This window comes from Pseudomonas sp. TSO6 (genome assembly GCF_056098905.1).
The window spans coordinates 19,502-45,062 of record NZ_JBLZWV010000070.1 but is presented as its reverse complement, the minus strand read 5'-3'; the positions used below and the strand labels follow the sequence as shown (position 1 = coordinate 45,062).

Annotated in this window: 22 protein-coding genes and 1 pseudogene; 10 read left to right on the top strand and 13 right to left on the bottom strand. The window is 64.3% G+C overall.

Translation table 11 applies throughout. From position 1 onward, the window contains the following. The 5 genes and pseudogenes from ACN6NG_RS28390 to ACN6NG_RS28370 all read left to right on the top strand — a co-directional run. Positions 1 to 185, top strand: a pseudogene (locus tag ACN6NG_RS28390) (LysR family transcriptional regulator); the annotation flags it as partial. Further along, on the top strand, positions 182 to 1,240 hold the full coding sequence (locus ACN6NG_RS28385) for a putative 2-aminoethylphosphonate ABC transporter ATP-binding protein (RefSeq protein WP_353456607.1): 1,059 nt from the start codon (positions 182 to 184) through the stop codon (positions 1,238 to 1,240). The pseudogene ACN6NG_RS28390 and the gene ACN6NG_RS28385, both read left to right, overlap by 4 nt. 1 nt (position 1,241) lies before the next feature. Continuing rightward, positions 1,242 to 2,966, top strand: a complete 1,725-nt coding sequence (locus ACN6NG_RS28380) for a putative 2-aminoethylphosphonate ABC transporter permease subunit (protein ID WP_353456608.1) — start codon at positions 1,242 to 1,244, stop codon at positions 2,964 to 2,966. Positions 2,967 to 2,984: 18 nt separating this feature from the next. Continuing rightward, complete coding sequence (locus ACN6NG_RS28375; protein ID WP_043198828.1) at positions 2,985 to 4,010, top strand: putative 2-aminoethylphosphonate ABC transporter substrate-binding protein; 1,026 nt, start codon at positions 2,985 to 2,987, stop codon at positions 4,008 to 4,010. Positions 4,011 to 4,124: 114 nt separating this feature from the next. Then, positions 4,125 to 4,583, top strand: coding sequence for an HD domain-containing protein (locus ACN6NG_RS28370; protein WP_353456609.1), 459 nt, complete (start codon positions 4,125 to 4,127; stop codon positions 4,581 to 4,583). 1 nt (position 4,584) lies between these two features. Here ACN6NG_RS28370 and ACN6NG_RS28365 read toward each other — a convergent pair whose 3' ends face one another. Both ACN6NG_RS28365 and ACN6NG_RS28360 read right to left on the bottom strand, forming a co-directional pair. Further along, on the bottom strand, positions 4,585 to 5,949 hold the full coding sequence (locus ACN6NG_RS28365; RefSeq protein ID WP_353456610.1) for a GTPase/DUF3482 domain-containing protein: 1,365 nt from the start codon (positions 5,947 to 5,949) through the stop codon (positions 4,585 to 4,587). Continuing rightward, the gene (locus tag ACN6NG_RS28360) at positions 5,942 to 7,333 is read right to left on the bottom strand and encodes a DUF2868 domain-containing protein (protein ID WP_353456632.1); all 1,392 of its coding nucleotides are present in this window, start codon (positions 7,331 to 7,333) and stop codon (positions 5,942 to 5,944) included. The genes ACN6NG_RS28365 and ACN6NG_RS28360 overlap by 8 nt, the downstream gene beginning before the upstream one ends. 54 nt (positions 7,334 to 7,387) lie before the next feature. Between ACN6NG_RS28360 and ACN6NG_RS28355 the strand changes: the two genes are divergently transcribed. Continuing rightward, positions 7,388 to 7,903: a dihydrofolate reductase gene (locus tag ACN6NG_RS28355; RefSeq protein WP_353456611.1), complete on the top strand. Its 516-nt coding sequence runs from the start codon at positions 7,388 to 7,390 to the stop codon at positions 7,901 to 7,903. Positions 7,904 to 7,939: 36 nt separating this feature from the next. On the opposite strand, the gene ACN6NG_RS28350 is transcribed toward ACN6NG_RS28355, so the two are convergent. The 3 genes from ACN6NG_RS28350 to ACN6NG_RS28340 all read right to left on the bottom strand — a co-directional run bounded on the left by ACN6NG_RS28350 (position 7,940) and on the right by ACN6NG_RS28340 (position 13,231). After that, entirely contained in the window at positions 7,940 to 9,331 is a 1,392-nt protein-coding gene (locus ACN6NG_RS28350; protein ID WP_059394485.1) for an L-cystine transporter, read from the bottom strand. A gap of 590 nt (positions 9,332 to 9,921) precedes the next feature. Beyond that, complete coding sequence (gene ilvD / locus ACN6NG_RS28345) at positions 9,922 to 11,763, bottom strand: dihydroxy-acid dehydratase (RefSeq protein WP_016502088.1); 1,842 nt, start codon at positions 11,761 to 11,763, stop codon at positions 9,922 to 9,924. Positions 11,764 to 12,034: 271 nt separating this feature from the next. Continuing rightward, positions 12,035 to 13,231, bottom strand: a complete 1,197-nt coding sequence (locus ACN6NG_RS28340; protein ID WP_474317347.1) for a class I SAM-dependent rRNA methyltransferase — start codon at positions 13,229 to 13,231, stop codon at positions 12,035 to 12,037. A gap of 422 nt (positions 13,232 to 13,653) precedes the next feature. On the opposite strand from ACN6NG_RS28340, the gene ACN6NG_RS28335 reads away from it, so the two are divergent. Both ACN6NG_RS28335 and mutM read left to right on the top strand, forming a co-directional pair. Further along, positions 13,654 to 14,472 (top strand): HDOD domain-containing protein, encoded by an 819-nt coding sequence (locus ACN6NG_RS28335; protein WP_169725196.1) that lies wholly within the window; start codon positions 13,654 to 13,656, stop codon positions 14,470 to 14,472. 3 nt (positions 14,473 to 14,475) lie between these two features. Continuing rightward, positions 14,476 to 15,288, top strand: coding sequence for a bifunctional DNA-formamidopyrimidine glycosylase/DNA-(apurinic or apyrimidinic site) lyase (gene mutM / locus ACN6NG_RS28330; protein WP_049276511.1), 813 nt, complete (start codon positions 14,476 to 14,478; stop codon positions 15,286 to 15,288). A 135-nt stretch (positions 15,289 to 15,423) separates the two neighbouring features. Here the strand turns inward: mutM and ACN6NG_RS28325 are convergent, their stop codons facing one another. From ACN6NG_RS28325 to ACN6NG_RS28305, 5 genes are all read right to left on the bottom strand, one after another. After that, positions 15,424 to 15,675, bottom strand: a complete 252-nt coding sequence (locus tag ACN6NG_RS28325) for a YfhL family 4Fe-4S dicluster ferredoxin (RefSeq protein ID WP_016502084.1) — start codon at positions 15,673 to 15,675, stop codon at positions 15,424 to 15,426. A 108-nt stretch (positions 15,676 to 15,783) separates the two neighbouring features. Next, on the bottom strand, positions 15,784 to 16,263 hold the full coding sequence (gene coaD / locus ACN6NG_RS28320) for a pantetheine-phosphate adenylyltransferase (protein WP_016489662.1): 480 nt from the start codon (positions 16,261 to 16,263) through the stop codon (positions 15,784 to 15,786). Positions 16,264 to 16,374: 111 nt separating this feature from the next. Further along, positions 16,375 to 17,973 carry a GMC family oxidoreductase gene (locus tag ACN6NG_RS28315; RefSeq protein ID WP_474317343.1) on the bottom strand — a complete coding sequence of 533 codons (1,599 nt, stop codon included), beginning with the start codon at positions 17,971 to 17,973 and terminating at the stop codon, positions 16,375 to 16,377. A 20-nt stretch (positions 17,974 to 17,993) separates the two neighbouring features. Further along, the gene (locus ACN6NG_RS28310; RefSeq protein WP_474317340.1) at positions 17,994 to 18,479 is read right to left on the bottom strand and encodes a twin-arginine translocation pathway signal protein; all 486 of its coding nucleotides are present in this window, start codon (positions 18,477 to 18,479) and stop codon (positions 17,994 to 17,996) included. A gap of 10 nt (positions 18,480 to 18,489) precedes the next feature. Further along, the gene (locus ACN6NG_RS28305; RefSeq protein WP_474317337.1) at positions 18,490 to 19,920 is read right to left on the bottom strand and encodes a coniferyl aldehyde dehydrogenase; all 1,431 of its coding nucleotides are present in this window, start codon (positions 19,918 to 19,920) and stop codon (positions 18,490 to 18,492) included. 151 nt (positions 19,921 to 20,071) lie between these two features. On the opposite strand from ACN6NG_RS28305, the gene ACN6NG_RS28300 reads away from it, so the two are divergent. Together ACN6NG_RS28300 and ACN6NG_RS28295 are read left to right on the top strand one after the other, a co-directional pair. Continuing rightward, positions 20,072 to 20,737, top strand: a complete 666-nt coding sequence (locus tag ACN6NG_RS28300; protein WP_063423288.1) for a TetR/AcrR family transcriptional regulator — start codon at positions 20,072 to 20,074, stop codon at positions 20,735 to 20,737. 35 nt (positions 20,738 to 20,772) lie between these two features. Further along, complete coding sequence (locus tag ACN6NG_RS28295; protein ID WP_049276516.1) at positions 20,773 to 21,627, top strand: sulfurtransferase; 855 nt, start codon at positions 20,773 to 20,775, stop codon at positions 21,625 to 21,627. 174 nt (positions 21,628 to 21,801) lie between these two features. Here ACN6NG_RS28295 and ACN6NG_RS28290 read toward each other — a convergent pair whose 3' ends face one another. The 3 genes from ACN6NG_RS28290 to ACN6NG_RS28280 are packed head-to-tail and all read right to left on the bottom strand — an operon-like array spanning position 21,802 to position 25,513. Then, the gene (locus ACN6NG_RS28290) at positions 21,802 to 22,794 is read right to left on the bottom strand and encodes a hydrolase (protein WP_474317334.1); all 993 of its coding nucleotides are present in this window, start codon (positions 22,792 to 22,794) and stop codon (positions 21,802 to 21,804) included. A gap of 60 nt (positions 22,795 to 22,854) precedes the next feature. Then, positions 22,855 to 24,219, bottom strand: a complete 1,365-nt coding sequence (locus ACN6NG_RS28285) for a M16 family metallopeptidase (protein WP_474317332.1) — start codon at positions 24,217 to 24,219, stop codon at positions 22,855 to 22,857. Continuing rightward, a complete protein-coding gene (locus ACN6NG_RS28280) occupies positions 24,212 to 25,513 on the bottom strand; it encodes a M16 family metallopeptidase (protein WP_063423291.1) in 1,302 nt (433 codons plus the stop codon). The genes ACN6NG_RS28285 and ACN6NG_RS28280 overlap by 8 nt, the downstream gene beginning before the upstream one ends. Between the last annotated feature and the right edge of the window lie 48 nt (positions 25,514 to 25,561).

Sequence of the window (25,561 nt, the reverse complement as noted above, 5' to 3'; positions counted from 1 at the left end):
CGGTGATGCATGAGTACCTGTATTGCCTGAAGGAACGGCGCCAGGACAGGTTGCCGGCGATAGGGCCGTCACAGCCAATACAAAATCTGCCTATACCACTATCACCGGCTTTTGCCTTAAAGCCACAGAACCTTCGCACAGCCTTCCTAGCATGGTCCCATCTCTTCGATGAGGCCCTGCCATGAACCACACCACCCCCGGCGCGCAGATGAAAGTGCGCAACATCCACAAGCGCTTCGGTGCCTTTACGGCGCTCAACGATGTCTCGCTGGACATCGCCGCCGGCGAACTGGTGTGCCTGCTCGGCCCGTCCGGCTGTGGCAAGACCACGCTGCTGCGCTGCATCGCCGGCCTGGAGCGCCAGGACCGCGGCACGCTGTATATCGGCGAGCGCGATATCTCCGAGCTGCCGCCCCAGGCCCGTGACTACGGCATCCTGTTCCAGTCCTACGCGCTGTTCCCCAACCTTACCGTCGAAGCCAACATCGCCTACGGCCTGACCGGCAGTGGCCGCGAGCAGGCCCGCCAGCGGGTGGCTGAAATGCTCGAACTGGTAGGCCTCTCTGGCAGCGAGAAGAAATACCCAGGCCAGCTCTCCGGTGGCCAGCAGCAACGTGTGGCCCTGGCCCGTGCGCTGGCGCCGTCGCCATCCCTGCTACTGCTCGACGAGCCGATGTCGGCGCTGGACGCCCGGGTCCGCGAGCACCTGTGCACCGAGCTGCGCCAGCTGCAACGCCAGCTGGGCATCACCACCCTGATGGTGACCCACAACCAGGACGAAGCCATGCTGATGGCCGACCGTATTGCGGTGATGAACAACGGCCAGGTCGAGCAGTACGCCACCCCGCAGGAAATCTACGACCAACCGGCCACGCCGTTCGTTGCCGAGTTCGTCGGCCAGGGTAACTGGCTGCCATTCCAGCGAAGCGGCGACAGCCATGCCCAGGTTGGCGACATGAACATGCGCCTGGCGCCGGGGTCGGCCCAGGCCAGCAGCGGCCGGCTGTTCTGTCGCCCGGAGGCGATCACGGTCAACCCGGTGGTACACGAAGAAAACCTGTTCCCGGCCATGGTCCGCGAAATCACCTTTCTCGGTAACCGCTGCCGCATGAGTTTTGAACTCAAGGCCCTGCCAGGCCATGCCCTGCTGGCCGAGGTGGCCCCCGAGGCCATGCCGCGCCTGGGTTCGCAGGACATCTGGGTGGCATTGCCACCGCAGAGCCTGCAGGTGTTTGCCTAAGATGGCCGCGCCAATGTCCCTGCCGCTGAGCCAGGCCAAAGCCGCGCCGCGTGCTGGCGTTGCGGTGGGCGATCGGTTGTTCGTCGTCGGCGGCAAGAGCCTGCTGCTGATCCTGTTGGTGCTGGCCGTGCTGATGCCGCTGCTGGCGATCTTCTGGCGTGGCTTCAGCGCAGACGCGGGCCAGGGTGGCGGCTTGCTGGCAGCCCAGGAGCTGTTCGCCAGCGACAACTTCCACTGGTTGCTGGGCAACAGCCTGTCGGTGGCTTTCACCGTCGCGGCCATCGTGGTGCCGTTGGCCTACCTGTTTGCCTATGCCCTGCAACGTACGTTGATCCCGGCCAAGGGCCTGTGGCGGGGGATTTCGCTGCTGCCGCTGCTGGCGCCTTCGATGCTGCCGGCCATCGCCCTGGTCTACCTGTTCGGTAACCAGGGGCTGTTACGCGGGTTGCTCAGCGACAACATCTACGGCTTCTGGGGCATCGTGCTGGGGGAGGCCATCTACACCTTCCCGCATGCGCTGATGATCCTGCTATCGGCGCTGTCGCTGGCCGATGCTCGGCTGTTCGATGCTGCCTCCAGCATGGGCGCTGGCCCAGGTCGGGCGTTCACCAGCATCACCTGGCCGGCCACGCGCCAGGCGGTGTTTGCGGCGTTCTGCCTGGTGTTCACCCTGACCATCACCGACTTCGGTGTGCCGGTGGTGGTCGGTGGCGACTATCAGGTGCTGGCGCTGGAGGCCTACAAGGCGGTGGTCGGCCAGCAACAGTTCGGCCGTGGTGCACTGATCGGCATGGTGCTGCTGTTGCCGGCCCTGTTCAGCTTCAGCGTCGACGCCTGGCTGCGCCGGCGCCAGGGCGAGGCCATGAGCGGCCGCGCCCAGGTGTTCGAACCCAAGCCATCGCGTGGCCGCGATGCCTGCTTCCTGGCCCTCGTGCTGCTGGTGTGCGCGGCATTGCTGCTGGTGATTGGCATGGCGGTGTATTCGTCGCTGGTCACTTTCTGGCCATACAACCTGTCGTTGTCGCTGCGTCACTACATGTTCGAAGACACCGCCGGTGGCGGCTGGCTGGCCTACCGCAACAGCGTGACCATGGCCATCGGCACCGCGCTGATCGGCAGCATCGTGATTTTCACCGGTGCCTACCTGATGGAGAAAACCCAGGGCCAACGCCTGCTCAACCAGGCGCTGCGCCTGCTCAGCTTCATCCCCATGGCCGTGCCGGGCCTGGTGCTGGGCCTGGGCTACGTCTTCTTCTTCAACCTGAACGGCAACCCGCTGCATGTGCTGTACGGCAGCATGGGGCTGTTGGTGGTGTGCACCATCGCCCATTACCTGACCACCGCGCAGATGACCGCAACCACCGCGCTGCGCCAGCTTGATGGCGAGTTCGAGGCCGCTGCGCTGTCGTTGAAGGCGCCGCTGTACAAGCACTTCCTGCGGGTGACCGTGCCGATCTGCCTGCCGGCGCTGCTGGACATCATCCGCTACCTGTTCGTTTCGGCCATGACTACTGTGTCGGCGGCGATCTTCCTGTACAGCCCCGACACCATCCTGGCGGCCGTTGCCGTGCTGAACATGGACGATGCCGGCAACGTTGGCGGTGCTGCTGCCATGTCCACCTTGATCCTGCTGACCAGTGCCGGCGCTTCACTGCTGCTGGCCGCAGCCTCACGCGGCCTGCTGCGCCGCTCCCAAGCCTGGCGCCAACGCGCCGCGACCGTCTGACCTGTAAGGAACCTACCCATGTACAAGCACCTTGCACTTGCCGCTGCCGTTTCTGCCGTATTCAGCCTGCAGGCTTCGGCCGCGGGTACCCAGCTGACGGTCTACACCGCGCTGGAAGCCGAGCAGCTCAAGAGCTACAAGCAGGCCTTCGAGAAGGCCAACCCGGACATCGAGATCAAGTGGGTACGCGATTCCACCGGCATCATCACCGCCAAGCTGCTGGCCGAAAAAGACCGCCCGCAAGCCGACGCGGTGTGGGGCCTGGCGGCGTCCAGCCTGGCCATTCTTGACCAGAATGGCATGCTCGAAGCCTATGCACCCAAGGACTTGGGCAAGATTTCCGGCAACTACCGCGACGCTGCCAACCCACCAGCCTGGGTGGGTATGGACGTGTGGGCCGCGACCATCTGCTTCAATACCATCGAGGCCGAGAAGCAGGGCCTGAGCAAGCCGGTGAGCTGGCAGGACCTGACCAAGCCGGAGTACAAAGGCAAGATCGTCATGCCGAACCCGGCCTCGTCGGGTACCGGCTTCCTTGACGTGAGCGCCTGGCTGCAGACCTTTGGCGAGCCGCAAGGCTGGGCCTACATGGACGCGCTGCACCAGAACATCGGCCAGTACGTTCACTCCGGCTCCAAGCCATGCAAGCTGGCGGCTGCGGGCGAGTTCCCGATCGGTATCTCGTTCGAATACCCGGCTGTGCAATTGAAGCGCCAGGGCGCGCCGCTGGACATCGTGTTGCCGAAGGAAGGCCTGGGCTGGGAGATCGAGGCGACTGCTGTGATCAAAGGCTCGCCCAAGGCGGATGCAGCCAAGCGCCTGGCTGATTTCTCGGCCAGCCCGGCGGCGATGGAGCTGTACAAGGAAAACTTCGCCGTGCTGGCCGCGCCGGGCATTGCCAAGCCACAGACCGAGCTGCCGGCGGACTATGAACAGCGCCTGATCAAGAACGACTTTGCCTGGGCATCGAAGAACCGTGACCAGATTCTGGCCGAGTGGCGCAAGCGCTACGACGGCAAGTCGGAGAAGGTTGCCCAGCAGTAACCTGTACCGGCCGCTTCGCAGCGCAAGGCTGCTCCTACAGGGCGCGCGATACCTGTAGGAGCAGCCTTGTGCTGCGAAGAAGCCAACTCATCATCAAGCCAGGATCAGCTACCGATGCCCACCCCAGCACAGATCGTCGACAGCACCTTCGCCCTGTACGCGCGCCATGGCAGCGACGACTACATCGGCGAAGCCATCACCCAGCTCGAACACATGTCACAGGCCGCGCAACTGGCCATGGCCGAAGGCTTCGACGATGAGGTGGTGCTGGCGGCGTTCTTCCACGACATCGGCCACCTGTGTGGCGGTGAGGCCAGCATGGGCGGCTACGGCGTGGTCAGCCATGAACGCATCGGCGCCGAGTATCTGCGCCGTTGCGGCTTTGGCGAGCGCATGGCGCAACTGGTGGAGTATCACGTGGAGGCCAAGCGTTACCTGACGTTGCGCCAGGCGGGGTATTACCAGCGCCTGAGCGAGGCGAGCCGGCGGACCCTGGAGTATCAGGGGGGTGTAATGGGTATCGCGTCCGCCTGTAGGAGCAGCCTTGTGCTGCGAAGAGGCCAGGCCTGCTGACTCAAAATTGTGAAACCAGTGCCTCCAGCTGTTCCTGCCGCTCAGCCTGATTCAGCTTTGCCCCTGGGTTGAGCGTCGACCATTGCGGATGCGCCCGCGCCTTCACCAGTGCCTCTGGCAACTTGCCCTCGCGCCAGGCCTTCTCATCCAGCTCACCCAGCCTGATGCTGTCTTGCGCCGCATGCCCGCGGTTATCCAGCGCCACCATCAACTGCTGCTGACGCAACGCCAGCAGGCGCAATACCGTGTCGTCCACGGTCAGCTCGCGTTTGCCCTTGAGCTTGCCCATCAACCGTGAGCCGTAGTTACGCGCCGTCTGCAGCGCACCGCCGGCAATCGCCCCGGCCAGCGCTGCCGCGCCGAGGGTAAGCCCGCCGACCAGCAGATCGACCCCGGCCCCGGCTGCAGCGCCGGCCGCCACGCCGCTGCCCAGGCGCACGCCCAGCAGCTTCAGGGTTTCAGGATTGAACAGGTCATCGCCCCAGCGGCCATCCAGCAACGGCAGGTCGCTGGCATGGGCATCCTCGCGGCGGAAGGCATACAGCTTGAGCAAGGCTTCGACGCAACGCTGTTCACGTTGGCGTATGTCCCGGCGCAGCGCCTCTATGGCCTTGGCTTCGGCCGCTGGCTCGGCCTCGACGCTACGCCGGCAGGCGGCGCAGTCCAGCAGCAACTCGGCAATCAGCCGCTTGCCACTGTGCTGGCGGGCCAGGCGCTGTGCCTGCTGGTCGTCGATCAGCCGCTGCAGGGCCGGGCGGGCGTCCTCCAGCAGCAGGGCCAGGCTTTCGTACAACCGGCGCTCGCCATCCTCGGGCGGGGCCACGCTGTCGAACCGCACCAACGCGTGAAGCCCAAGCCGGGCAAGGGCTTCACGCCATTGCGGCTCGCGGTGCTGGTGGCTGGCGACGAAGTTGAGCACCGGCAGCAACGGCTTGCCGCAGCTGGCCAGCACTTCCAGTTCATCGCGATACTTGGCCAGCACCGGCTCGCGCGCGTCGATCACGTACAGGCCGGCATTGCTGGCCAGCAACTGGCGCAGCACCTTGGCCTCCTGCTCGAAACGCTGGCGCGCTTCGCTGCCCTGCAGAAAGCGCTCCAGGCGGGCCGGGCCATCCAGGCGCTCGCCCGGGCGTTCCAGGCGTTCGAGGTAGTCGAGCAACGCGATGGCGTCCTCCAGGCCTGGGGTGTCGTACAGCTCCAGCAAGGGTTCGCCGTCCACCGACAAGCGCGCACCTTCTACATGGCGGGTGGTGCTGGGGCGGTGGGACACTTCGCCAAAGCCAACGTCGCGGGTCAGCGTGCGCAGCAGCGAGGTCTTGCCGACGTTGGTATGGCCGACCACGGCCAGTTTCAGTGGCTCAGTCATGGCCATGCTCCAGCCAGGTCAGCGGTGAGGTGTCGGCATGCTGCAGGCCAAGGCGGTCAAGGGCTTCGTGCCAATCGCCGAGGCGCTGGGCATCGACGGCCTGGCCCGGTGCAGCCTGCAGCAGCCAGATACGGGTTGCGCCGGCATTGCGCGCCAGTTCGGCGAGCAACGCCAGGCTGCCGCGGTCGGGCGAGCGCCGGGGGTCGCAGGCGATGGCCAGGCGTGCCGGGGGGAAGCGGCTGAGTTGTTCGAGCAGCCGGTTGCGCGACTCGCGGCTGTCGAGCACGCCAGCATTGATCACGCTTTTCGGCAAGGCGGGCGGCCAGGGGCGCTGGTCGTCCAGTTCCAGGCCCACCAGCAGGGCACCGCTGCTGCCGCTTTCCAGCTGGCCGGCGGCAAACTGTGGCAGGGCCTCGGGTGCGGCATCCTGCACGCCGATGCGTTCGCTGCGCGGCATCAGTGCATCACGCAGTTGCGCGTAGCCGGGCAGGCTCAAGTCCAGTGCCAGGCGCTCGCGGCCCTGGCACCAGCGCCACAGGCACAATGCGGCCAGTACCAGGCGTGGTAACAGGCCATACACCAGCACCACCCCCAGCAACCAGCTGGCCCAGGCCTGCCGGGCTTGCTCCAGGGCCGGCAAGGTGTCGCCGCTGGCGCGGATCATGGCTTCGTCAGGCACGGCAAAGCCCAGCAGCGAAGGCAGGGCGCCCAGGGCTTGGGTCAGGTGGATGAACGGGTCGGCGGCGAGCAGCGTGGTTTCCCAGACAAAGCCATAGCGCCGGGTCGCCAGCAAGGCCAGCAGCATGCCCAGGGCGGTGAGCATGGCCAGCAGCCACAGGCCATGCACCAGCAGGCCGAGCAGCCAGCGGTTCAGGCGTTGGCGTTGCAGCAGCACCAGCAGCGCAGGTGCCAGGTGTGCGGCCTTGGCATCGCGGGCAAAGCGTTCACTCAGCCATAGCCACAAGCGGCCCAGCCCTGCGCCATGCTCGCCGCTTACGGCAAAACCGATGGCCCAGCCCAGCAGCATCAGCAGGTTCAGCCCGAGCAGGCTGCCCAGGGCCCAGAACACGTTCACCGGCCGCTGCCCGTCGCCCAGGGCGGCCAGGGCCAAGCCCGCGCCGCTGAGCACGGCCATCAGCAGCAAGGCCAGCAGCGCCAGGCGCGCGCCTTGCTTCCAGTGGCGCAGGGCGGTGCTCATGCCATCGCGTTCGGCCAGGAACAGTGCACGGGTTTCGATGCGGGCCGCCAGGTCGCCGCCCAATTGGCGGGCGCGACGGTTGGCTTCCTGGTCTTCCAGGGGGCCGGCGTGTTCCTCGCGCAGGCGTACCGCTTCGGTGAGCCAGCGCTTGTCCAGTGGAGTCGGTTCAGTCACATGGTCTTCCATTGCACAGGTCAGGGCAGAAGCATAACCCACACGCCCGGTGCTATCCTCGCTGGCATGAATACATCACTCCCCCTCAGCCTGATCGCGGCGTACGCCGAGAACCGCGTGATCGGCATCGACAATTCCATGCCCTGGCATTTGCCGGGGGACTTCAAGTACTTCAAGGCCACCACCCTGGGCAAGCCGATCATCATGGGGCGCAAGACCTGGGACTCGCTAGGGCGGCCGCTGCCTGGGCGGTTGAATATCGTCGTCAGCCGCCAGCCGGGCCTTGAGCTGGCGGGTGCCGAGGTGTTTGCGTCGCTTGAAGAGGCGCTGCTGCGGGCCGAGCAGTGGGCGCACGAGCAGGGCGTTGAAGAGCTGATGCTGATTGGCGGCGCGCAGCTGTATGGGCAGGCGCTGGAGAAGGGGCTGGTCAGCCGCATGTACCTGACGCGGGTGGAAATGGCGCCGGAAGGGGATGCCTGGTTCCCTGCGTTTGATGAGGCGCATTGGACGCTGGAGTCGAGTGAGGCACAGGTTGAGGAAGGTAAGCCTGCTTATCACTTCGAGGTTTGGGACAAGGTTTGAGATTGTCGGGGGGCGCGAAGCGCCCCCGGCGATCTGTCAGGAGTGGCTCAATTCGGCATGTTCATCGCCGGCCAGCACATCCTTGTCGGTCTCTTTCAACAACTGGCTGGTCACCACGCCCGCCGTCATCGAACCGTTCACGTTCAACGCGGTACGCCCCATGTCGATCAGCGGCTCTACGGAAATCAGCAACGCCACCAGCTCCACCGGCAAGCCCATGGCCGGCAGCACGATCAGCGCGGCAAAGGTGGCACCGCCACCCACGCCGGCAACCCCAGCGGAACTCAGCGTGACGATGGCCACCAGGGTAGCGATCCACAGCGGGTCGAAGGTGTCGATGCCCACCGCTGGCGCCACCATCACCGCCAGCATGGCGGGATAGAGGCCGGCGCAGCCGTTCTGGCCAATGGTGGTGCCGAACGATGCGCTGAAGCTGGCAATCGACTGCGGCACACCCAGGCGGCGGGTTTGCGCTTCGATGTTCAGCGGAATGCTGGCGGCGCTGGAGCGGCTGGTGAAGGCGAAGGTCAGCACCGGCCACACCTTGCGGAAGAAGCGCAGCGGGCTCACACCGGTCGCCGCCAGGATGAGGGCATGCACCACGAACATCAGCCCCAGGCCCAGGTACGACACCACTACGAAGCTGCCCAGCTTGAGGATGTCTTCCATGTTCGAGCTGGCAACCACCTTGGTCATCAACGCAAGCACGCCATACGGGGTCAGTTTCATTACTACCCGCACCAGGCGCATCACCCAGGCTTGCAGGGTGTCGATGGCCGACAGGGCGCGCTCGCCTTTCTCGGCATCGTCCTTGATCAGCTGCAGCGCGGCCAGGCCGACGAACACGGCGAAGATCACCACGCTGATGATCGACGTCGGCTTGGCCCGCGCCAGGTCACCCACCGGGTTGCTGGGGATGAACGACAGCAGCAGCTGCGGGATGTTGAGGTCGGCGACCTTGCCGGCGTAGTCGCTGTGGATAACCTGCATGCGGGCGCTTTCCTGCACACCGGCCACCAGGCCTTCTGCACTCAGGCCGAACAGGTTGGTCAGCACGATGCCGATCAGCGCGGCAATGGCGGTGGTCAGCAGCAGGGTGCCGATGCTCAGCACGCTGATGCGGCCCAGCGACGAGGCATTGTGCAGGCGCGCCACGGCACTGAGGATCGAGGCGAAGATCAGCGGCATGACAATCATCTGCAGCAGGCCGACATAGCCGTTGCCGACCAGGTCGAGCCAAGCGATGGTGGCCTTGAGCACCGGGTGGCCGGCGCCGTAGATCGTGTGCAGGGCCAAGCCGAAGACTACGCCCAGCACCAGGCCCAGCAGTACCTTCTTGGCCAGGCTCCAGTCGGTGCGGCGGGTTTGTGCCAGGCCCAGCAACAGGGCCAGGAACGCCAGCAGGTTAAGTGACAGCGGCAGGTTCATTGAAGCTCCGAAAATCAGAAAATGAGTCATCGCCTCTGTGTGCGATTTCGAACAGAAATGCTAACAGCGTGAAATTGCATGCATTTATACCTAAATGGTATTTAGTTATTCCTTTATGGAATATTCGACCTAAGGTATGTGCAAAGTAACCCTGTAGCTGCCTGTTGAAACAGGGTTACCCTCGCTATCGAGGAGCGCGAATTCCGAACCTGCCGCAGTATATTCGTGCACCACACTGAGCGACGCTCTAGAGAAGACGTCCACGGCCTCTACGTGGGGCGTGCTGACTTTGGAATCCAGGGCATCAGGGCATTCTCTGGTCTGTACGCGCTCATGCTCGGCATTCCAGGCCGAGCGGCAGCCGGGGGTGGTGATCGAACCACTGAAGGAAACGGTTCCAGTGCTTTTACGCTCCTGGCCTTGGGCCAGAGGCGTGAGCAAAAAAAAACACCCCAAGGTCAGCATGTAGAGCGAGCCTGCCCAGTGCATAACAGCCACTGCCTCTGGTTTTCATAGTGGCCAGAAGTATGTGCGCGACTGACAAAAAAAACCGGCGCACAGGGCGCCGGTGGGTCTTTTTCAGAGGCTTCCTACAAGCCTTCCAGCATCGCCTTGTTGCGCACCGCACCCTTGTCGGCACTGGTCGCCAGCAGGGCGTAGGCCTTCAGCGCGGTGGTCACTTTGCGTGGGCGTACTTCAGCGGGTTTCCAGCCCTTCTTGTCCTGCTCGATGCGGCGCTCGGCCAGCTCTTCGTCGCTGACCAGCAGGTTGATCGAACGGTTAGGGATGTCGATCAATACCTTGTCGCCGTCGCGCACCAGGCCGATGGCGCCGCCGGCAGCCGCTTCCGGCGAGGCGTGGCCGATCGACAGGCCCGAGGTACCGCCCGAGAAGCGGCCGTCGGTGAGCAGGGCGCAAGCCTTGCCCAGGCCTTTGGACTTCAGGTACGAGGTCGGGTACAGCATTTCCTGCATGCCCGGGCCGCCTTTCGGGCCTTCGTAGCGGATGATCACGATGTCGCCGGCCTTCACTTCGTCGGCGAGGATGCCGCGCACGGCGCTGTCCTGGCTCTCGAAGATCTTGGCATTGCCTTCGAACACGTGGATCGATTCGTCAACACCGGCGGTTTTCACCACGCAACCGTCGAGGGCGATGTTGCCGTACAGCACGGCCAGGCCGCCCTCTTGCGAGTAGGCGTGCTCGAAGCTGCGGATGCAGCCGTTTTCGCGGTCGTCGTCGAGGGTTTCCCAACGGGTCGACTGGCTGAACGCAGTCTGGGTCGGGATACCGGCAGGGCCGGCTTTGAAGAAGGTGTGTACGGCTTCGTCATCGGTCTGGGTGATGTCCCATTTGGCGATGGCTTCTTCCATGCTGGCGCTGTGCACGGTCGGCAGGTCGGTGTGCAGCAGGCCGCCACGGGCCAGCGAACCGAGGATGCTGAAGATGCCGCCGGCGCGGTGCACGTCTTCCATGTGGTACTTCTGGATGTTCGGCGCCACTTTGCACAGCTGCGGCACTTTGCGCGACAGGCGGTCGATGTCACGCAGGTCGAACGCGACTTCGCCTTCCTGGGCTGCGGCCAGCAGGTGCAGGATGGTGTTGGTCGAGCCGCCCATGGCGATGTCGAGCATCATGGCGTTTTCGAACGCCTTGAAGTTGGCAATGTTGCGCGGCAGTACCGACTGATCGTTGTCGCCGTAGTAGCGCTTGCACAGCTCGACGATGGTGCGGCCGGCGGTGAGGAACAGCTGCTCGCGGTCGGCGTGGGTGGCCAGGGTCGAGCCGTTGCCCGGCAGGGCCAGGCCCAGGGCCTCGGTCAGGCAGTTCATCGAGTTGGCGGTGAACATGCCGGAGCACGAACCGCAGGTCGGGCAGGCGCTGCGCTCGTATTCGGCGACTTTTTCGTCGGAAGCCGTGGAATCGGCGGCGATGACCATGGCGTCGACCAGGTCCAGGCCGTGGCTGGCCAGCTTGGTCTTGCCGGCTTCCATCGGGCCGCCGGAAACGAAGATCACCGGGATGTTCAGGCGCAGGGCGGCCATCAGCATGCCGGGGGTGATCTTGTCGCAGTTGGAGATGCACACGATGGCGTCGGCGCAGTGGGCGTTGACCATGTATTCCACGGCGTCGGCGATGATTTCGCGGCTTGGCAGCGAGTACAGCATGCCGTCGTGGCCCATGGCGATGCCGTCATCGACCGCGATGGTGTTGAATTCCTTGGCCACGCCACCGGCGCGCTCGATCTCGCGGGCAACCAGCTGGCCCAGGTCCTTCAGGTGCACATGGCCCGGGACGAACTGGGTGAACGAGTTGGCGATGGCGATGATCGGTTTCTTGAAATCTTCGTCCTTCATCCCGGTTGCGCGCCACAGGGCACGGGCGCCGGCCATGTTGCGGCCATGGGTGGAAGTCTTGGAACGATAATCAGGCATGAAACACTCCTGGCGGCTTAATCAGGTCACATAAAGGGGAGTGAGCTTCTCTTTTCCTTTGTGCCGCAGGCCTGTTGCCACTGGCACGGATGGGGCCGAAGACACCACGGGATCGCCGCGTGCTTGGCCAGAGCTCATAAACCCGCCGGGGATGACTGGCGATGAATAGGCCGATTCTACACCGCTGGCGCGGTGAGGGAATGCAGATGTGGATGGTTGGCGGGGAGATTGCAGCAGGAAAGGGCCGCCAGGCGGCCCTTTGCAGCAGATTTCAGCTGTTTGGCAGCAAGCGGCAGGTGATGCTCTTGATGTAGCGGGTCTCGGCGATGGCCGGGTGTACCGGGTGGTCCGGGCCCTGGCCGCCGCGCTCGAGCAGCTGCAGGTTGCGGTCCAGGTGGCGGGCGCTGGTCAGCAGGATGTTGTTCAGATCGTTCTCGGGCAGGTGCATCGAGCACGAGGCGCTGACCAGGATGCCGTCCTTGTTCAGCATGCGCATGGCCTGTTCGTTCAGGCGGCGGTAGGCCGCTTCGCCGTTTTTCAGGTCTTTCTTGCGCTTGATGAAGGCGGGTGGGTCGGCAATGATCACGTCGAAGCGTTCTTCTGCAGCCTTGAGCTCGCGCAGGGCTTCGAACACGTCGCCTTCGATGCAGGTCAGCTTCTCGCTGATGCCGTTCAGGGCAGCGTTACGCTCCACGCCATCCAGGGCAAAGCCCGAGGCATCGACGCAGAATACTTCGCTGGCGCCGAACGCGCCGGCCTGCACGCCCCAGCCACCGATGTAGCTGAACAGGTCGAGTACACGCTTGCCCTTCACGTACGGCGCCAGGCGCGCGCGGTTCATGCGGTGGTCGTAGAACCAGCCGGTCTTCTGGCCTTCACGCACCGGGGCTTCGAACTTGACGCCGTTCTCTTCCAGCGCCACCCAGTCCGGCACTTCGCCGTAGACGGTCTCGACATAGCGCTGCAGGCCTTCGGCGTCACGCGCGGCGGAGTCGTTCTTGAACAGGATGCCGCCAGGCTTGAGCACCTGCACCAGGGCAGCGATCACGTCGTCCTTGTGCGCTTCCATGGTGGCCGAGGCCAATTGCACCACGAGGATGTCGAAGAAGCGGTCGACCACCAGGCCCGGCAGCAGGTCGGAATCGCCGTAGACCAGGCGATAGCACGGCTTGTCGAACAGGCGCTCGCGCAGCGACAGGGCGACGTTCAGGCGGTGTACCAGCAGCGACTTGTCCAGCGGCAGCTTGATGTCGCGCGACAGCAGGCGGGCGCAGATCAGGTTGTTGGGGCTGAGTGCGACGATGCCCAGCGGCTTGCCGTTGGCCGCCTCGAGAACGGCCTGCTGGCCGGCCTGGAAGCCTTGCAGCGGGGTCGCGGTGACGTCGACTTCGTTGCTGTAGACCCACAGGTGGCCGGCGCGCAGGCGGCGGTCGGCATTGGCTTTGAGGCGAAGGCTGGGCAGGGACATGACGTCGCTCCGGGAAAAAAGAGCGGGAGTATAGCGTGTCTGCGGTGCTTTCGCCTTTAGTGGTGCAGCGCCTGGGAGATCGAGCGCCGCCCGCGCGGCGCATCGCCGGCAAGCCAGCTCCTACATTTGTTTCGGGCCAATATCGCCAGTGCTATTGCGCGCGACCGCCTTGTTTGTTCGACGAGATATCCAGATGAACGCCAAGGGGCCGCGCGCCTATACCTCAGGAAAAACTGGCCCGAAACAGATGTAGGAGCTGGCTTGCCGGCGATGCGCCGCGTGGGCGGCGCTCGATTTCCCAGGCGCTGCACCTGTCACGGCGAGCGCTTAGAGGGTTAAAATCGCCGGTCCTAAACGAGTGTGCACGTATGTCCCAAGAACTCAGCGCCGAACAGATCCAGCAAGCCTTGCAAGGCATCACCATTCCGCCGCAACCGCAGATCATGGTCGACCTGCAGTTCGAGCAGTACATGCCTGACCCGGACCTGGAAACCATCGCCAAGCTGATTTCCCAGGACCCGGGCCTCTCGGGCGCCTTGCTCAAGCTGGTCAACTCCCCGCACTTCGGCCTGTCCAACAAGATCGGCTCGATCCAGCGCGCGGTAAATTTGCTGGGCAGCCGTTCGATCATCAACCTGATCAACGCCCAGTCGATCAAGGGCGAGATGAGCGACGAGACCATCGTTACCCTCAACCGCTTCTGGGATACCGCCCAGGATGTGGCGATGACCTGCCTGACCCTGGCCAAACGCACCGGTGTCCAGGCCGCAGACGAGGCTTACACCCTGGGCCTGTTCCATGACTGTGGGGTGCCGCTGATGCTCAAGCGCTTCCCGGACTACATGGATGTGCTGGTGCAGGCCTATGCCCAGGCCGACGAAGAAACGCGCGTGGTCGACACCGAAAACCGCGTGTTCAACACCAACCATTCGGTGGTCGGCTATTTCACCGCCAAGTCCTGGCGCCTGCCCGAGCACCTCACGGCAGCCATCGCCAACCACCACAACGCCCTGGCCGTGTTCCGGGACGAGAGCGCGCGCAATACCCAGAGCCAGCTGAAAAACCTGCTGGCGGTGCTGAAGATGGCCGAGCACATCTGCGCGTCCTACCGGGTGCTGGGCAACCAGGCGGTGGACCACGAATGGAACGTGGTCGGCCCGCTGGTGCTCGATTACATTGGCTTGTCGGAATACGATTTCGAAAACCTCAAGCAGAACATTCGCGAGCTGAGCGGGCACTGACACATGCCGGAATTGCCAGAAGTAGAAACCACCCGGCGCGGTATTGCGCCCCATCTGGAAGGCCAGCGCGTCAGCCGCGTGGTGGTGCGCGACCGGCGCTTGCGCTGGCCGATCCCGGAAGACCTGGATGTGCGCCTGTCGGGCCAGCGCATTGTCAGTGTCGAGCGGCGCGCCAAGTACCTGTTGATCAATGCCGAGGTCGGTACGCTGATCAGCCACCTGGGCATGTCGGGCAACTTGCGGCTGGTCGAGCTGGGTTTGCCGGCGGCCAGGCATGAACATGTCGACATCGAGCTGGAGTCGGGGCTGATGCTGCGCTACACCGACCCGCGCCGCTTTGGTGCCATGCTGTGGAGCCTGGACCCGCTGAACCACGAGCTGCTGCTGCGCCTAGGGCCTGAGCCGCTGACGGACCTGTTTGACGGTGAGCGCCTGTTCCAGCTGTCCCGCGGGCGGTCGATGGCGGTCAAGCCGTTCATCATGGACAACGCGGTGGTGGTGGGGGTGGGCAACATCTACGCCACCGAAGCGCTGTTTGCCGCAGGCATCGACCCACGGCGCGAGGCGGGCGGGATTTCACGGGCGCGCTACCTGAAGCTGGCAATCGAGATCAAGCGGGTGCTGGCGGCGGCGATTGAGCGCGGTGGTACCACCCTGCGCGACTTCATCGGTGGCGATGGGCAGCCGGGGTACTTCCAGCAGGAATTGTTCGTCTACGGGCGTGGCGGGCAGCCGTGCAAGGTGTGCGGCACGGAGTTACGCGAGGTGAAGCTGGGACAAAGGGCGAGCGTGTATTGCCCGCGCTGCCAGCGGTAAGGCTGGGGGCCGCTTTGCGGCCCAATTCGCGGGTAAACCCGCTCCCACAGGTACGGTGCAGGCCTGTAGGCCAGTGAGTTACCTGTGGGAGCGGGTTTACCCGCGAACAAGGGCGAAGCCCTTGCCAGGCGCCGATCAGTCCTTGCCGGTAATGCGGCGGTACTTGGCCATCAGCTGTTCTTCGGACTCCGGGTGCGCCTCATCCAGCGGGATGCAGTCGACCGGGCAGACCTGTTGGCACTGCGGCTCGTCGTAATGGCCCACGCACTGGGTGCACAGGTTAGGGTCGATCACGTAGATCTCTTCGCCTTGGGAGATGGCCTCGTTCGGGCACTCGGGTTCGCAGACGTCGCAGTTGATGCAATCGTCGGTGATGATCAGGGACATGGGGACTCCGGCCGGGGCTCATGGCCCGGGCATGTTCAACGCAGTGGGCACAATTGTGCCGCATTCGCGCCCGCAGTGCACGCGGGCGCGATAATCAGGCGATCGGGCTTACTTCTTGAAGCGTTCAGTCAGCGCTTCGGCCACCACCGGGTGGACGAATTTGCTGATATCACCGCCCAGAGCGGCGATTTCCCGGACCAAAGTCGAGGAAATGAACGAATAACGTTCCGAAGGCGTCAGGAACAGGCTCTCGACATCGGGGGCCAGTTGCCGGTTCATGTTCGCCAGCTGGAACTCGTACTCGAAGTCGGACACCGCACGCAGGCCACGCAGGAAGACGTTGGCGCCCTGTTCCTTGGCGAAATGCGCCAACAGGGAGGAGAAGCCGATGACTTCGACATTGGGCAGGTGCTTGGTGACCTCACGGGCTAGCGCCACCCGCTGTTCCAGGGGGAACAGGGGGTTTTTCTTCGGGCTGGCCGCCACCGCGATGATCACGTGGTCGAACAAGCGCGAGGCGCGCTCGACCAGGTCTCCATGGCCTTTGGTAATGGGGTCGAAAGTACCCGGGTACAACACTCGGTTCATCGCGTCATCCTGGCTGGAGTGCGTTGGGGAGTCGGATGGTAGCGCAGCGATTGCGCCCGGCCAAGTCATGCGGCCAGCTGATGGCACTATAAACAGGCGCCATATTCGTTGTCATGCGCTGTGTGCCAGGCGGCCAATCAGGGCTTCGGTGAGCCTGGCGCTGATGGCATACACCGACAGTTGCGGGTTGGCGCCGATGCTGGTGGGGAACAGCGAGCCGTCGTGCACCGACAGGTTTTCCAGCTGGTGATGGCGGCCCAGGCTGTCGCACACGGCCTGACGCGGGTCTTCGCCCAACGCACAGCCACCCATCACATGAGCGCTGCCCAGGCGCGCCCTGAAGGGCTCCAGGCGCAAGGCGTCGATCATGCCCAGCGCCTGTTCCAGGCTGGAAGCAGCGCTGGCGTCGCTGTGCACGGGGGTCACCTGCATGGCCCCGGCCGCGAACTGGATCTGCGCCATGCTGTGGTAGGCGCGACGCAAGCCGTCGCGCAGGTAGTCGGTGACCGGGTAATCGAGCACCGGTGAACCGTCGCCACGCAGCTCCACGGCGCCACCCTGGCTCTCGGGGTGGAAACCGTCGCGCAGCAGCGCGAGCATCACATGGGTGTGCGGCAGCTCGGCCATGCGCCGGGCATTTTCGTGGCCGTGCCCACCCAGCAGGGTGCTGGCCAGCGCAGGGTGCAGCGGTGGCACTTCCAGTTTGTAGCCGACCGGGCCATCTGTGCCGCCTTGCCACTGGAAGTGGTCGCTGTAGATGGACTGCGGGGCGCCGTAGTAGGGGTCGATACGGTCTGTGAAACGCGCTGCGCTGAAGTTCACCAGGTGCAGGAACGTGCGTTTGCCCAGCCGGCCATGCGGGTCGGGCGCGGCGGAGCGCAACAGCAGGGCCGGGCTGTTGATGCCGCCGCCAGCCAAGAGGTAATGGCGTGCGCGTACGCTGACCTGCCTGCCGGTGGGATGTACGCCTTGGGCATCCAGGGCCTGGCAGGTCAGGCCCTGGATGCGCTCGCCGTTGTGCGTGAAGCGCTCGGCCCGGGCCAGGTACAGCAGTTCGCCGCCTTGTTCGAGGGTGGCGGGAATGCGCGTCACCAGCATCGATTGTTTGGCATTCACCGGGCAGCCCATGCCGCAGTAGCCCAGGTTCCAGCAGCCACGCACGTTGCGCGGGATCACCGCCCAGCGGTAGCCCAGCTGCTCACAGCCCCGGCGTAGCACGTCGTTGTTGGCATTCGGCGGCAGGGCCCAAGGGGTAATGCCCAGTTCCTGCTCCATGCGTTCGAACCAAGGCCGCAGCTCATCTTCACCCAGCCCAGTCACGCCGTGGGCTGAAGCCCAGTGCACCAGGGTCTGGGGAGGGGTGCGAAAGCTCGAGGTCCAGTTCACCAGCGTAGTGCCGCCCACGGCGCGGCCCTGCAGGATGGTGATGGCGCCATCCTTGCTCAGGCGCCCCAAGCCCTCCTGATACAGGCTGGCGTAGGCTTCGCTCTCCAGCAGGTGGAAATCGTTGCTGGTCTTGAGCGGGCCTTCTTCGATCAGCAGCACCTTGAAGCCTGCGGCGCTGAGCATCTGCGCGCTGGTGGCACCGCCGGCACCGCTGCCGATCACGGCAACGTCGGCCTCCAGGGCAAGTTCCTGCGCCAGACGCGAAGCGTCATGGGTGATCCAGCCGCGTTCGAGGCCTTGGCGAAACGGGTCGGGGACAGGCATTGGCGATGCTCTTGTTGTTTTCAGATTTTTGGTGGCCCGGGGTAGCCGCAGGCGGCCCAGGACTCGGGGCATTCGTACCAGGCCATCTGCATCAACTGCAGCAACGAGGCGTGGCCCATGCGCAGCAGGTTCAGCGAACTGTCCTGCCAACGCTGCAGGAAGGCCGTGACTTGCGCAGGGCTGGCCTGTGCCCAGGCGCCCCATACACCGGTCAGGGGGCCACGGGTGAGTGGCAGGCTGAGCACGTCGAACAATTGCCGGGTGAGCTTGAGCATTTCCGGCGACAGCGCCGCCAGCTTGTGGTCGAGGCTGTGCAGCACCAAGTGCTCGGAGGCCTGCGTACCGGCGAGTACCACCGGGATCAGCGCCCGCAGCAGCGGCAGGTCGTCGTCGCGCAGTACCTGATAGCCCGTCGCCGCTGTTTGTGCGCTGCAGCCAACCAGGCTGGCGCCCGCCAGAAAGGCGCTGGCGCCAAGGCTGAAACGCAGCAGGTCGCGGCGGTGCACAGGCCGGCGCTCAGCGGATGAACAGCTTGTAGACCAAGCGCTGCAAGGCTTTGCCATAAGGCGGGTAGATCAGCCGTGCGGCGTTGAAACGTTGCTTGGCAAGTACGGCCTTGGCCTTGCTGAAGGTCAGAAAACCGTCGTGGCCATGGTAGTGGCCCATGCCCGAAGGGCCGATGCCGCCGAAGGGCAGGTCGTCCTGGGCCACATGCAGCAGGGTGTCGTTCAGGCATACCCCGCCGGAGTGGGTGTGGCGCAGCACATGCTCTTGGCCGGCCCGGTCATAACCGAAGTAGTACAGCGCCAGCGGGCGCGGGCGCTGGTTGATGTAGGCCAGCGCCTGGTCGAGGCTGTCGTAGGGCACCAGCGGCAGCAGCGGGCCGAAGATTTCGTCCTGCATCACCTGCATGCTGTCGTTCACGTCCAGCAGCAGGTGCGGTGGCAGGCGCCGCCCCTGGCGGCTTTCGCCTGGGTACAGGTCAAGCACCTGCGCACCTTTGCTGTGGGCATCGTCCAGCAGGTGCTGCAGGCGCTGCAGCTGGCGGGGGTTGATGATGGCGGTGTAGTCGGGGTTGTCGGCAATGCGCGGGTACAGGCGGCGCACGGCGCGCTGGTAGGCGTCGCTGAAGGCTGCCAGCCGTTCGCGCGGCACCAGCACATAGTCGGGGGCGACGCAGGTTTGCCCGGCGTTGAGGGTCTTGCCGAAGGCGATGCGCTCGGCAGCGCTGTCCAGTGGCACGTCGGCCGACACGATGGCCGGTGACTTGCCGCCCAGCTCCAGGGTAACCGGGGTCAGGTTCTGCGCCGCCGCCAGCATGACCTGCCGGCCCACGCTGGTGGCACCGGTGAACAGCAGGTGGTCGAAGGGCAAGCGGGCGAAGGCCTGGCCCACCGCTACCTCACCCAGCACCACGCTGACCAGATCGGAGGGAAACACCTGCTCCAAGAGTTGCTTCAAGGCCTGGGCACTGGCGGGCGTGGCTTCGCTGAGCTTGAGCATGACCCGGTTGCCGGCGGCCAGGGCGCAGGTCAGCGGGCCGATGGCGAGAAACAGCGGGTAGTTCCACGGCACGATGATGCCCACCACCCCCAGCGGCTGATAACGCACCTGCGCGCTGGCCGGCTGGAAGGCCAGACCGACTCGTCGCCGGCTGGCGCGCATCCAGCGATGCAGGTGCCTTTCGGCGTGGCGCAGGCCCTGTACCGAGGGCAGCAGCTCGGCCAGCAGGGTCTCGTCGGCGCTGCGCCCGGAAAAATCCTCGTTGATGGCCTCGATCAACCCTGCCTGGTTGGCCAGCAAGGCTTCGCGCAGGGTTCTCAGCCATTGCAGTCGCTGGGCCGCAGGCGGCAGGGAGTTGTCGGCGAAGGCCTGGCGCTGCGCAGCGAACATCGCCGCAAGGTCGAGGTCGGATTGCACAGGGGTCAAGGCACTGGGCGCGTTCATGGCGGCGTTTGATCCGGGCAGGAAATGTCTAGAGCCTATACTCTAATCGGGACGATGGTGCGATTTTTTCCGCGCCGCCGAACGGTGCATTCCACCTGTAATACGCCGTAAGATGACCCTTTGATGAAAGCCCGCAGACTGGGAGCTGAGCATGGCCCCGCGCATGAAGACCCGAGAGCGCATCGTGCAGAACAGCCTGGAGCTGTTCAACCAGCAGGGCGAACGCAGCGTCAGTACCAACCACATTGCCGCGCACATGGAAATCTCGCCCGGCAACCTGTATTACCACTTCCCCAACAAGCAGGCGATCATTGCCCTGTTGTTCAGCCAGTATGAAGAACTGGTAGACAGCTTCCTGCGCCCGCCGCAAGGCCGCCAGGCAACCGTGGAGGACAAGCGCTTCTACCTCAAGGCCTTGCTCGCGGCGATGTGGAACTACCGCTTCCTGCACCGCGACCTGGAGCACCTGCTGGACAGCGACGCGGAGCTGGCGGCCCGTTACCGGCGTTTTTCCGAGCGCTGCCTGCGCCAGGGCCAGGCGATCTACCGCGGCTTTGTCGACGCGGGCATCCTGGCCATGGTGCCGGCGCAAATCGAATCGCTGACCATCAATGCCTGGATCGTGCTGACATCCTGGGTGCGGTTTCTAAGCACCACGCGTGAACATTCCGCGCACCTGGGTGAAGAAGCCTTCAAGCGGGGCGTCTACCAGGTACTGGTGTTGGAACTCGGCTACGTCACCGACCGTGCGCGCAGTGCTGTGGACGCCCTGTGCCAGGAATTCCATGTACCGTTCAACCAGGCTCTGGAACATTGACCCAGGGCCCTAGTGCCATCGATCAGGAGATTGTCATGCCCCTTGCGCAATTGATCACCCCGCAGCAGTTGGCCGAGCGTCTGGGCTCGCCCAAGTTGGTGATCCTCGACTGTCGCTTTGCCCTCGAGGATGTGGACTATGGCCAACGCAGCTATGCCCAGGGGCATATTGCCGGGGCGCATTTTGCCGACCTGGACCGCGACCTCAGCGGGCCGGTGAGCAAGGGGCGCACCGGGCGCCATCCACTGCCCGATGCGCACCGGCTGGTAGAGCGCCTGCGCGAGTGGGGCCTGGACAACGACAGCGAGGTGGTGCTGTACGACGACGGCCCTGGCGCCTTTGCCGCCAGGGCCTGGTGGCTGCTGGCCTGGCTTGGCAAGCGCAACGGGGTGGCGATCCTCGATGGTGGCCTGAAGGCTTGGCATGCGGCGCACCTGCCGTTGAGCCTGGACTCACCGTCCAAACGCGAAGGCACCTTCAGTGGTGAGCCGGATGCCAAGCTGCTGATCGATGCCGAGCACCTGGGCAAGCGCCTGGGCAGCACTGACCTGACCTTGATCGATGCGCGTGCCTTGCCGCGTTTTCGCGGTGAAGTAGAGCCGATCGACCCGGTGGCGGGGCATATTCCCGGGGCCCAGTGCGCGGCGTTTACCGACAACCTGGGGGCTGATGGGCGCTTCTTGCCTGTGGATCAACTCAAGCAGCGCTTTGCCGAAAAGCTGGCCGGGCGGGCACCGGAGCAGTTGGTGTCTTACTGCGGGTCTGGGGTGACGGCTTGCCATAACCTGTTTGCGATGGCACTGGCGGGGTACCCGCTGGGCAAGCTGTACGCCGGGTCGTGGAGCGAGTGGATCAACAACCCGCAGCATGCCGTGGCCACCGGCGAGTAAGCAGGCCCGGCCTCATCGCCGGCAAGCCAGCTCCCACAGGTACATCACTGCCCATCAGGGCTGTGCCATACCTGAGGGAGCTATTGCCTTGCTCACATTCCAAAGCTTGCGCGATCCCTGTGGGAGCTGGCTTGCCGGCGATGAGGCCGGTACTGCCAATGAAAACTGCGGTTCTTACTGGCCTTCGACCAGCCACTGCGGAATCCGCCGCTCCAGGTAGTACCCCGGGTTGCGCAGGCTGCCATCGACAAACCCCACATGGCCACCGCGGCGGTGCAGTTCGAAGCGGGTCTGGGGTGCCAGTTCACGGGCCGTAGGCAGGCTCTGGCCGGCCACGAACGGGTCATCGCTGGAATGGATGATCAGCGTCGGCGTGCGGTTCTGGCCGAGGAAGAAGTGACTCGATGAGCGGCGATAGTAGTCGTGCGCATCGCGAAAGCCGTTGAGCGGTGCAGTGACCTTGCCGTCAAAGTCCCAGAACGTGCGCAGGTTGCTCAGCTGCCCCAGGCGCTCCAGCGCCGCCAGCCGTTCATGCTGACCCTGGTCGTGGAAGTGGCGCTGCTTGAGCTGAACATACGCCAGCATCTCGCGCATGAAATGTGCCTGGTACACCTTGGAAAAGCCCTGGCCGATACGGTCGGCACAGTGGTCCAGGCGAAAGGGCACCGACACGGCAACTGCCGCCTCCAGCTGGCTGGCAACGCCGCTCTCGCCCAGGTATTTCAACAGCACATTGCCACCCAGTGAGTAACCCACCGCATACAGCGGCGCCAACGGGCGCTGGGCACGCAGGTGGCTGACAATTTCTGCCAGGTCTTCGCTGGCGCCGGAATGGTAGCTGCGCGGCAGCAGGTTGGGTTCGCCTGAGCAACCACGCCAGTTCACCGCCACGCTGGCCCAGCCGCGGTTTTGCAGCGCTTGCTGCAAGCCTTTGACGTAGGGTGAATGGGACGAGCCCGTCAGCCCATGTAGCACGAGCACCAGTGGCGCCTGTGCCTGATGCGGGCCATGCCAGTCGAGATCGATGAAATCGCCGTCGGCCAGCCACAGGCGCTCGCGGTTGCGCTGCAGTTCAGGCAGCTTGCGCCACAGAGGGCCCCACAGCGTCTGCAGGTGGGGGTTGGACAGGCCGATGGCCGGACGGAAGGTGGCGCTTGGGCTGGGCATGCTGGGCAACTCATGATGTGCTTGCCTAGAGTGCCATGAAAAAGCGCCACGGTACCTGCGCTATTGGTCGGTAGCCGGCAGTGGTTGTTGCTCGGTGGGTGGGCCGACACTGACGCGCACTGCCTGGCTCAAATCGAGCTGACGCTGCATGACGGCGCGGATATCTGCCGGTGTCAGCCTGGCGAGGCGCTCGATGTAGCTGTCGAGAAAGTCGGCGGGCTGGCGTTGATGGGTAATTTGTGTGAGCAAGGCTGCCAGGTGCTTGTTCTGTGCCACATCGCGCAGCAGTTGCCCTGCCAGTTGCTTGCGCGCCACTTGCAGCTCGGCCTGGGTTGGCCCTTGTTCGATGAACTCGCGCAGCAAGGTTTCAACCAGTATTTGAGAGCCTTCGACGTACTCTGGCGCGATATCCCATTCGGCGCTGAACAGGCCACCTGCGCTCAAGGCATTTACCCGTGTGTAGATGCCATATGTCAGCCCGCGGCGGTGTCGCAGCTCATTCATCAAGCGTGACGCGATTCCCGACCCCAATACTTCACTGGCCAACACCAGGGCCGGATACTGCGGATGATTGGCGGGCATGCTCATGGGTAATGCAATCAGGACGGCAGTGCTTGCGCCAGGCTGTTCGACATTGAGCGTGGCGCCGGCTGCTGGAGCAGCGGCCGGCAGCTCGATTGCGGACCAGCCTTGGGGCAGCGCCTGACTGATCTGTTGTGAAACGGCCTGAGCCTGTGCAAGGGAAAGGTCCCCCACTACTACGATGTCCAGGTTACTTGCGCAGTAAGCACGCTGGTGGAAGCGCCTCAGATCCTCCGGGGTAACCTGGTCTATCCCTTGCTGAGTGCTGCCCGCTGGGTTGCCATATGGATGACCACTGAACATATGACGAAAGGCTTCGCTACGCGCCCTCAAGCGGGGGTTTTGCTCGCGAGATGCATTGTGCCGCAGCAGTTGGCTTTTTATCTTGGCTAGCGCGTCAGCGGTAAAGGCAGGGCGTGCCACAAGGTCGATGAAAAGCGCCAGTGCCGGGTCGAACAGTGCTTCGGTGCTCAGGCTTCGCAGGCTCAGGGTCGCGTGCTCCAGGCGGATCTGCTTTTCCATGACAGCGCCCAGGCGCTCCAGTTGCTCTGCTTGCTGGGTGGCTGTGTGCTGCTGGCTGCCCTCGTCGAGCATGTAGAACGCCAGGGATGCCAGGCCGGGGAGCACGGTGTCCTGGGTTGTACCGGCCTTGAATTGCAGCACGATATCGACTATTGGCAGCCCTCGGGCTTCGACGAACTTCACGGCTGTGCCGCTATCCGTTGTCCACGCCTGCACGTGGGTATCAATGGGTTCGAAGAGGTCCAGATCAACCCCCAGGGCCGACACCAGACCACCATGAACAGGGCTGGCTGCAGCGGGGAATGAATTCGAGTCATTCATCAGCGCTTTCCTTGTGATGCGTAAAGGTGATGGTGGTCCGGGATTCGGTCAGGAAGTCATAAGCGGCCAGGCCTACCTGCTCGGCTGTCACGGCTTCGATGGCTTGCCGTTCATCCTCCAGTGCAACAGGGTCCAGGCCGCAGGCGGCCTGCTTGCCTATGGCTTCTGCCTGCTTGCCGATATCGTCCCGGTCGAATAATTGCTCGGCCAGAAGCCGTGCCTTGGCGCGCTGGAGGTCTTCTTTGCTGGGTGCTGACTGGCGGAACGCTTCGATTTCCATCAGCAGCCGTTCTGCCGCCGCCTGGGGTGCAACCTGCGGGCTGCAGAACGCGTAAAACGTCAGCAGGCTGTCCCCTCGTTGCCAGGGCTCATAGTCCGACCACACACCTTGCAGTACCGTTTCTTCGCGCACGAGCAGGCGCTGGAGGATGCTGGCCTGGCCTTGGGCAAGAATCTGGGGCAGCAGACGCAGTGCATACGCTTGTGAGTCAGACCGGGCGGTGCATTGACTGGGTAGGTTGAAACTGATGATCACGCCCGTATGCAGGCCGTGCTGGCGCAAGGTTTGAACGCGCCGAACCAGGCTGGAGGGCTCTACAGGTATTTGCCGGGCCGGCAGGCGATGAGCGGGGATCGCTGCAAAGTGTCGCGTTACCAGCGTTTGCAGTTGCGCCAATGTAATGTCGCCGGCCACTGCCAGTGTCGCGTTGTTGGGGTGGTACCAGGTCCGGTACCACGTGCGTGCCGCGGCAGGTGTCATGTGGCCGAGGTCAGTCTTGTAGCCGATCGTGGGCGTGCCATAGCCGCGGTTGTCATAGGCCAGCAGCAGGTGATGTTCCAGGGCCTGCGACCACGGGTCGTTATCGACGTCCTCGCGTCGTTCAGCCATGACAACCGCCAGTTCGCGGGCAAAAGGTGCATCGCTGAGGGTGGCGCTGGCCATGATATCGGCCATGGCTTCCAGGGCGATCTCCAGGCGGCTGGCTGGCAACGTGAGCGGAAAGGCTGTGGCATCGGGGAGGGTGAATGCATTTGCCTCACCACCCAAGTGGGTCATGAGGGAGGAGTATTGCCCCCCAGGCAGTTTGCTGCTGCCTTCGAACAGCAAATGCTCAAGGGCATGTGAAAGGCCGGTATGGCCTTCGGGCTCGTAGCTGGAACCCACGTGATACCACAGCTGCGCGCTGACCAGCGGGGCGCGGTGGTCTTCGCGCAGAAAGACGCGCAAGCCATTAGCGAGGGTAAAAGCACTTACCCGGCTAGCCGGTGTGGGCGAGGAGGGGCGTTCGGTCATGGTTGAAGTGCTCCTTCAAGAAACAAAGGAGCAGCTTCAGCCACGCAG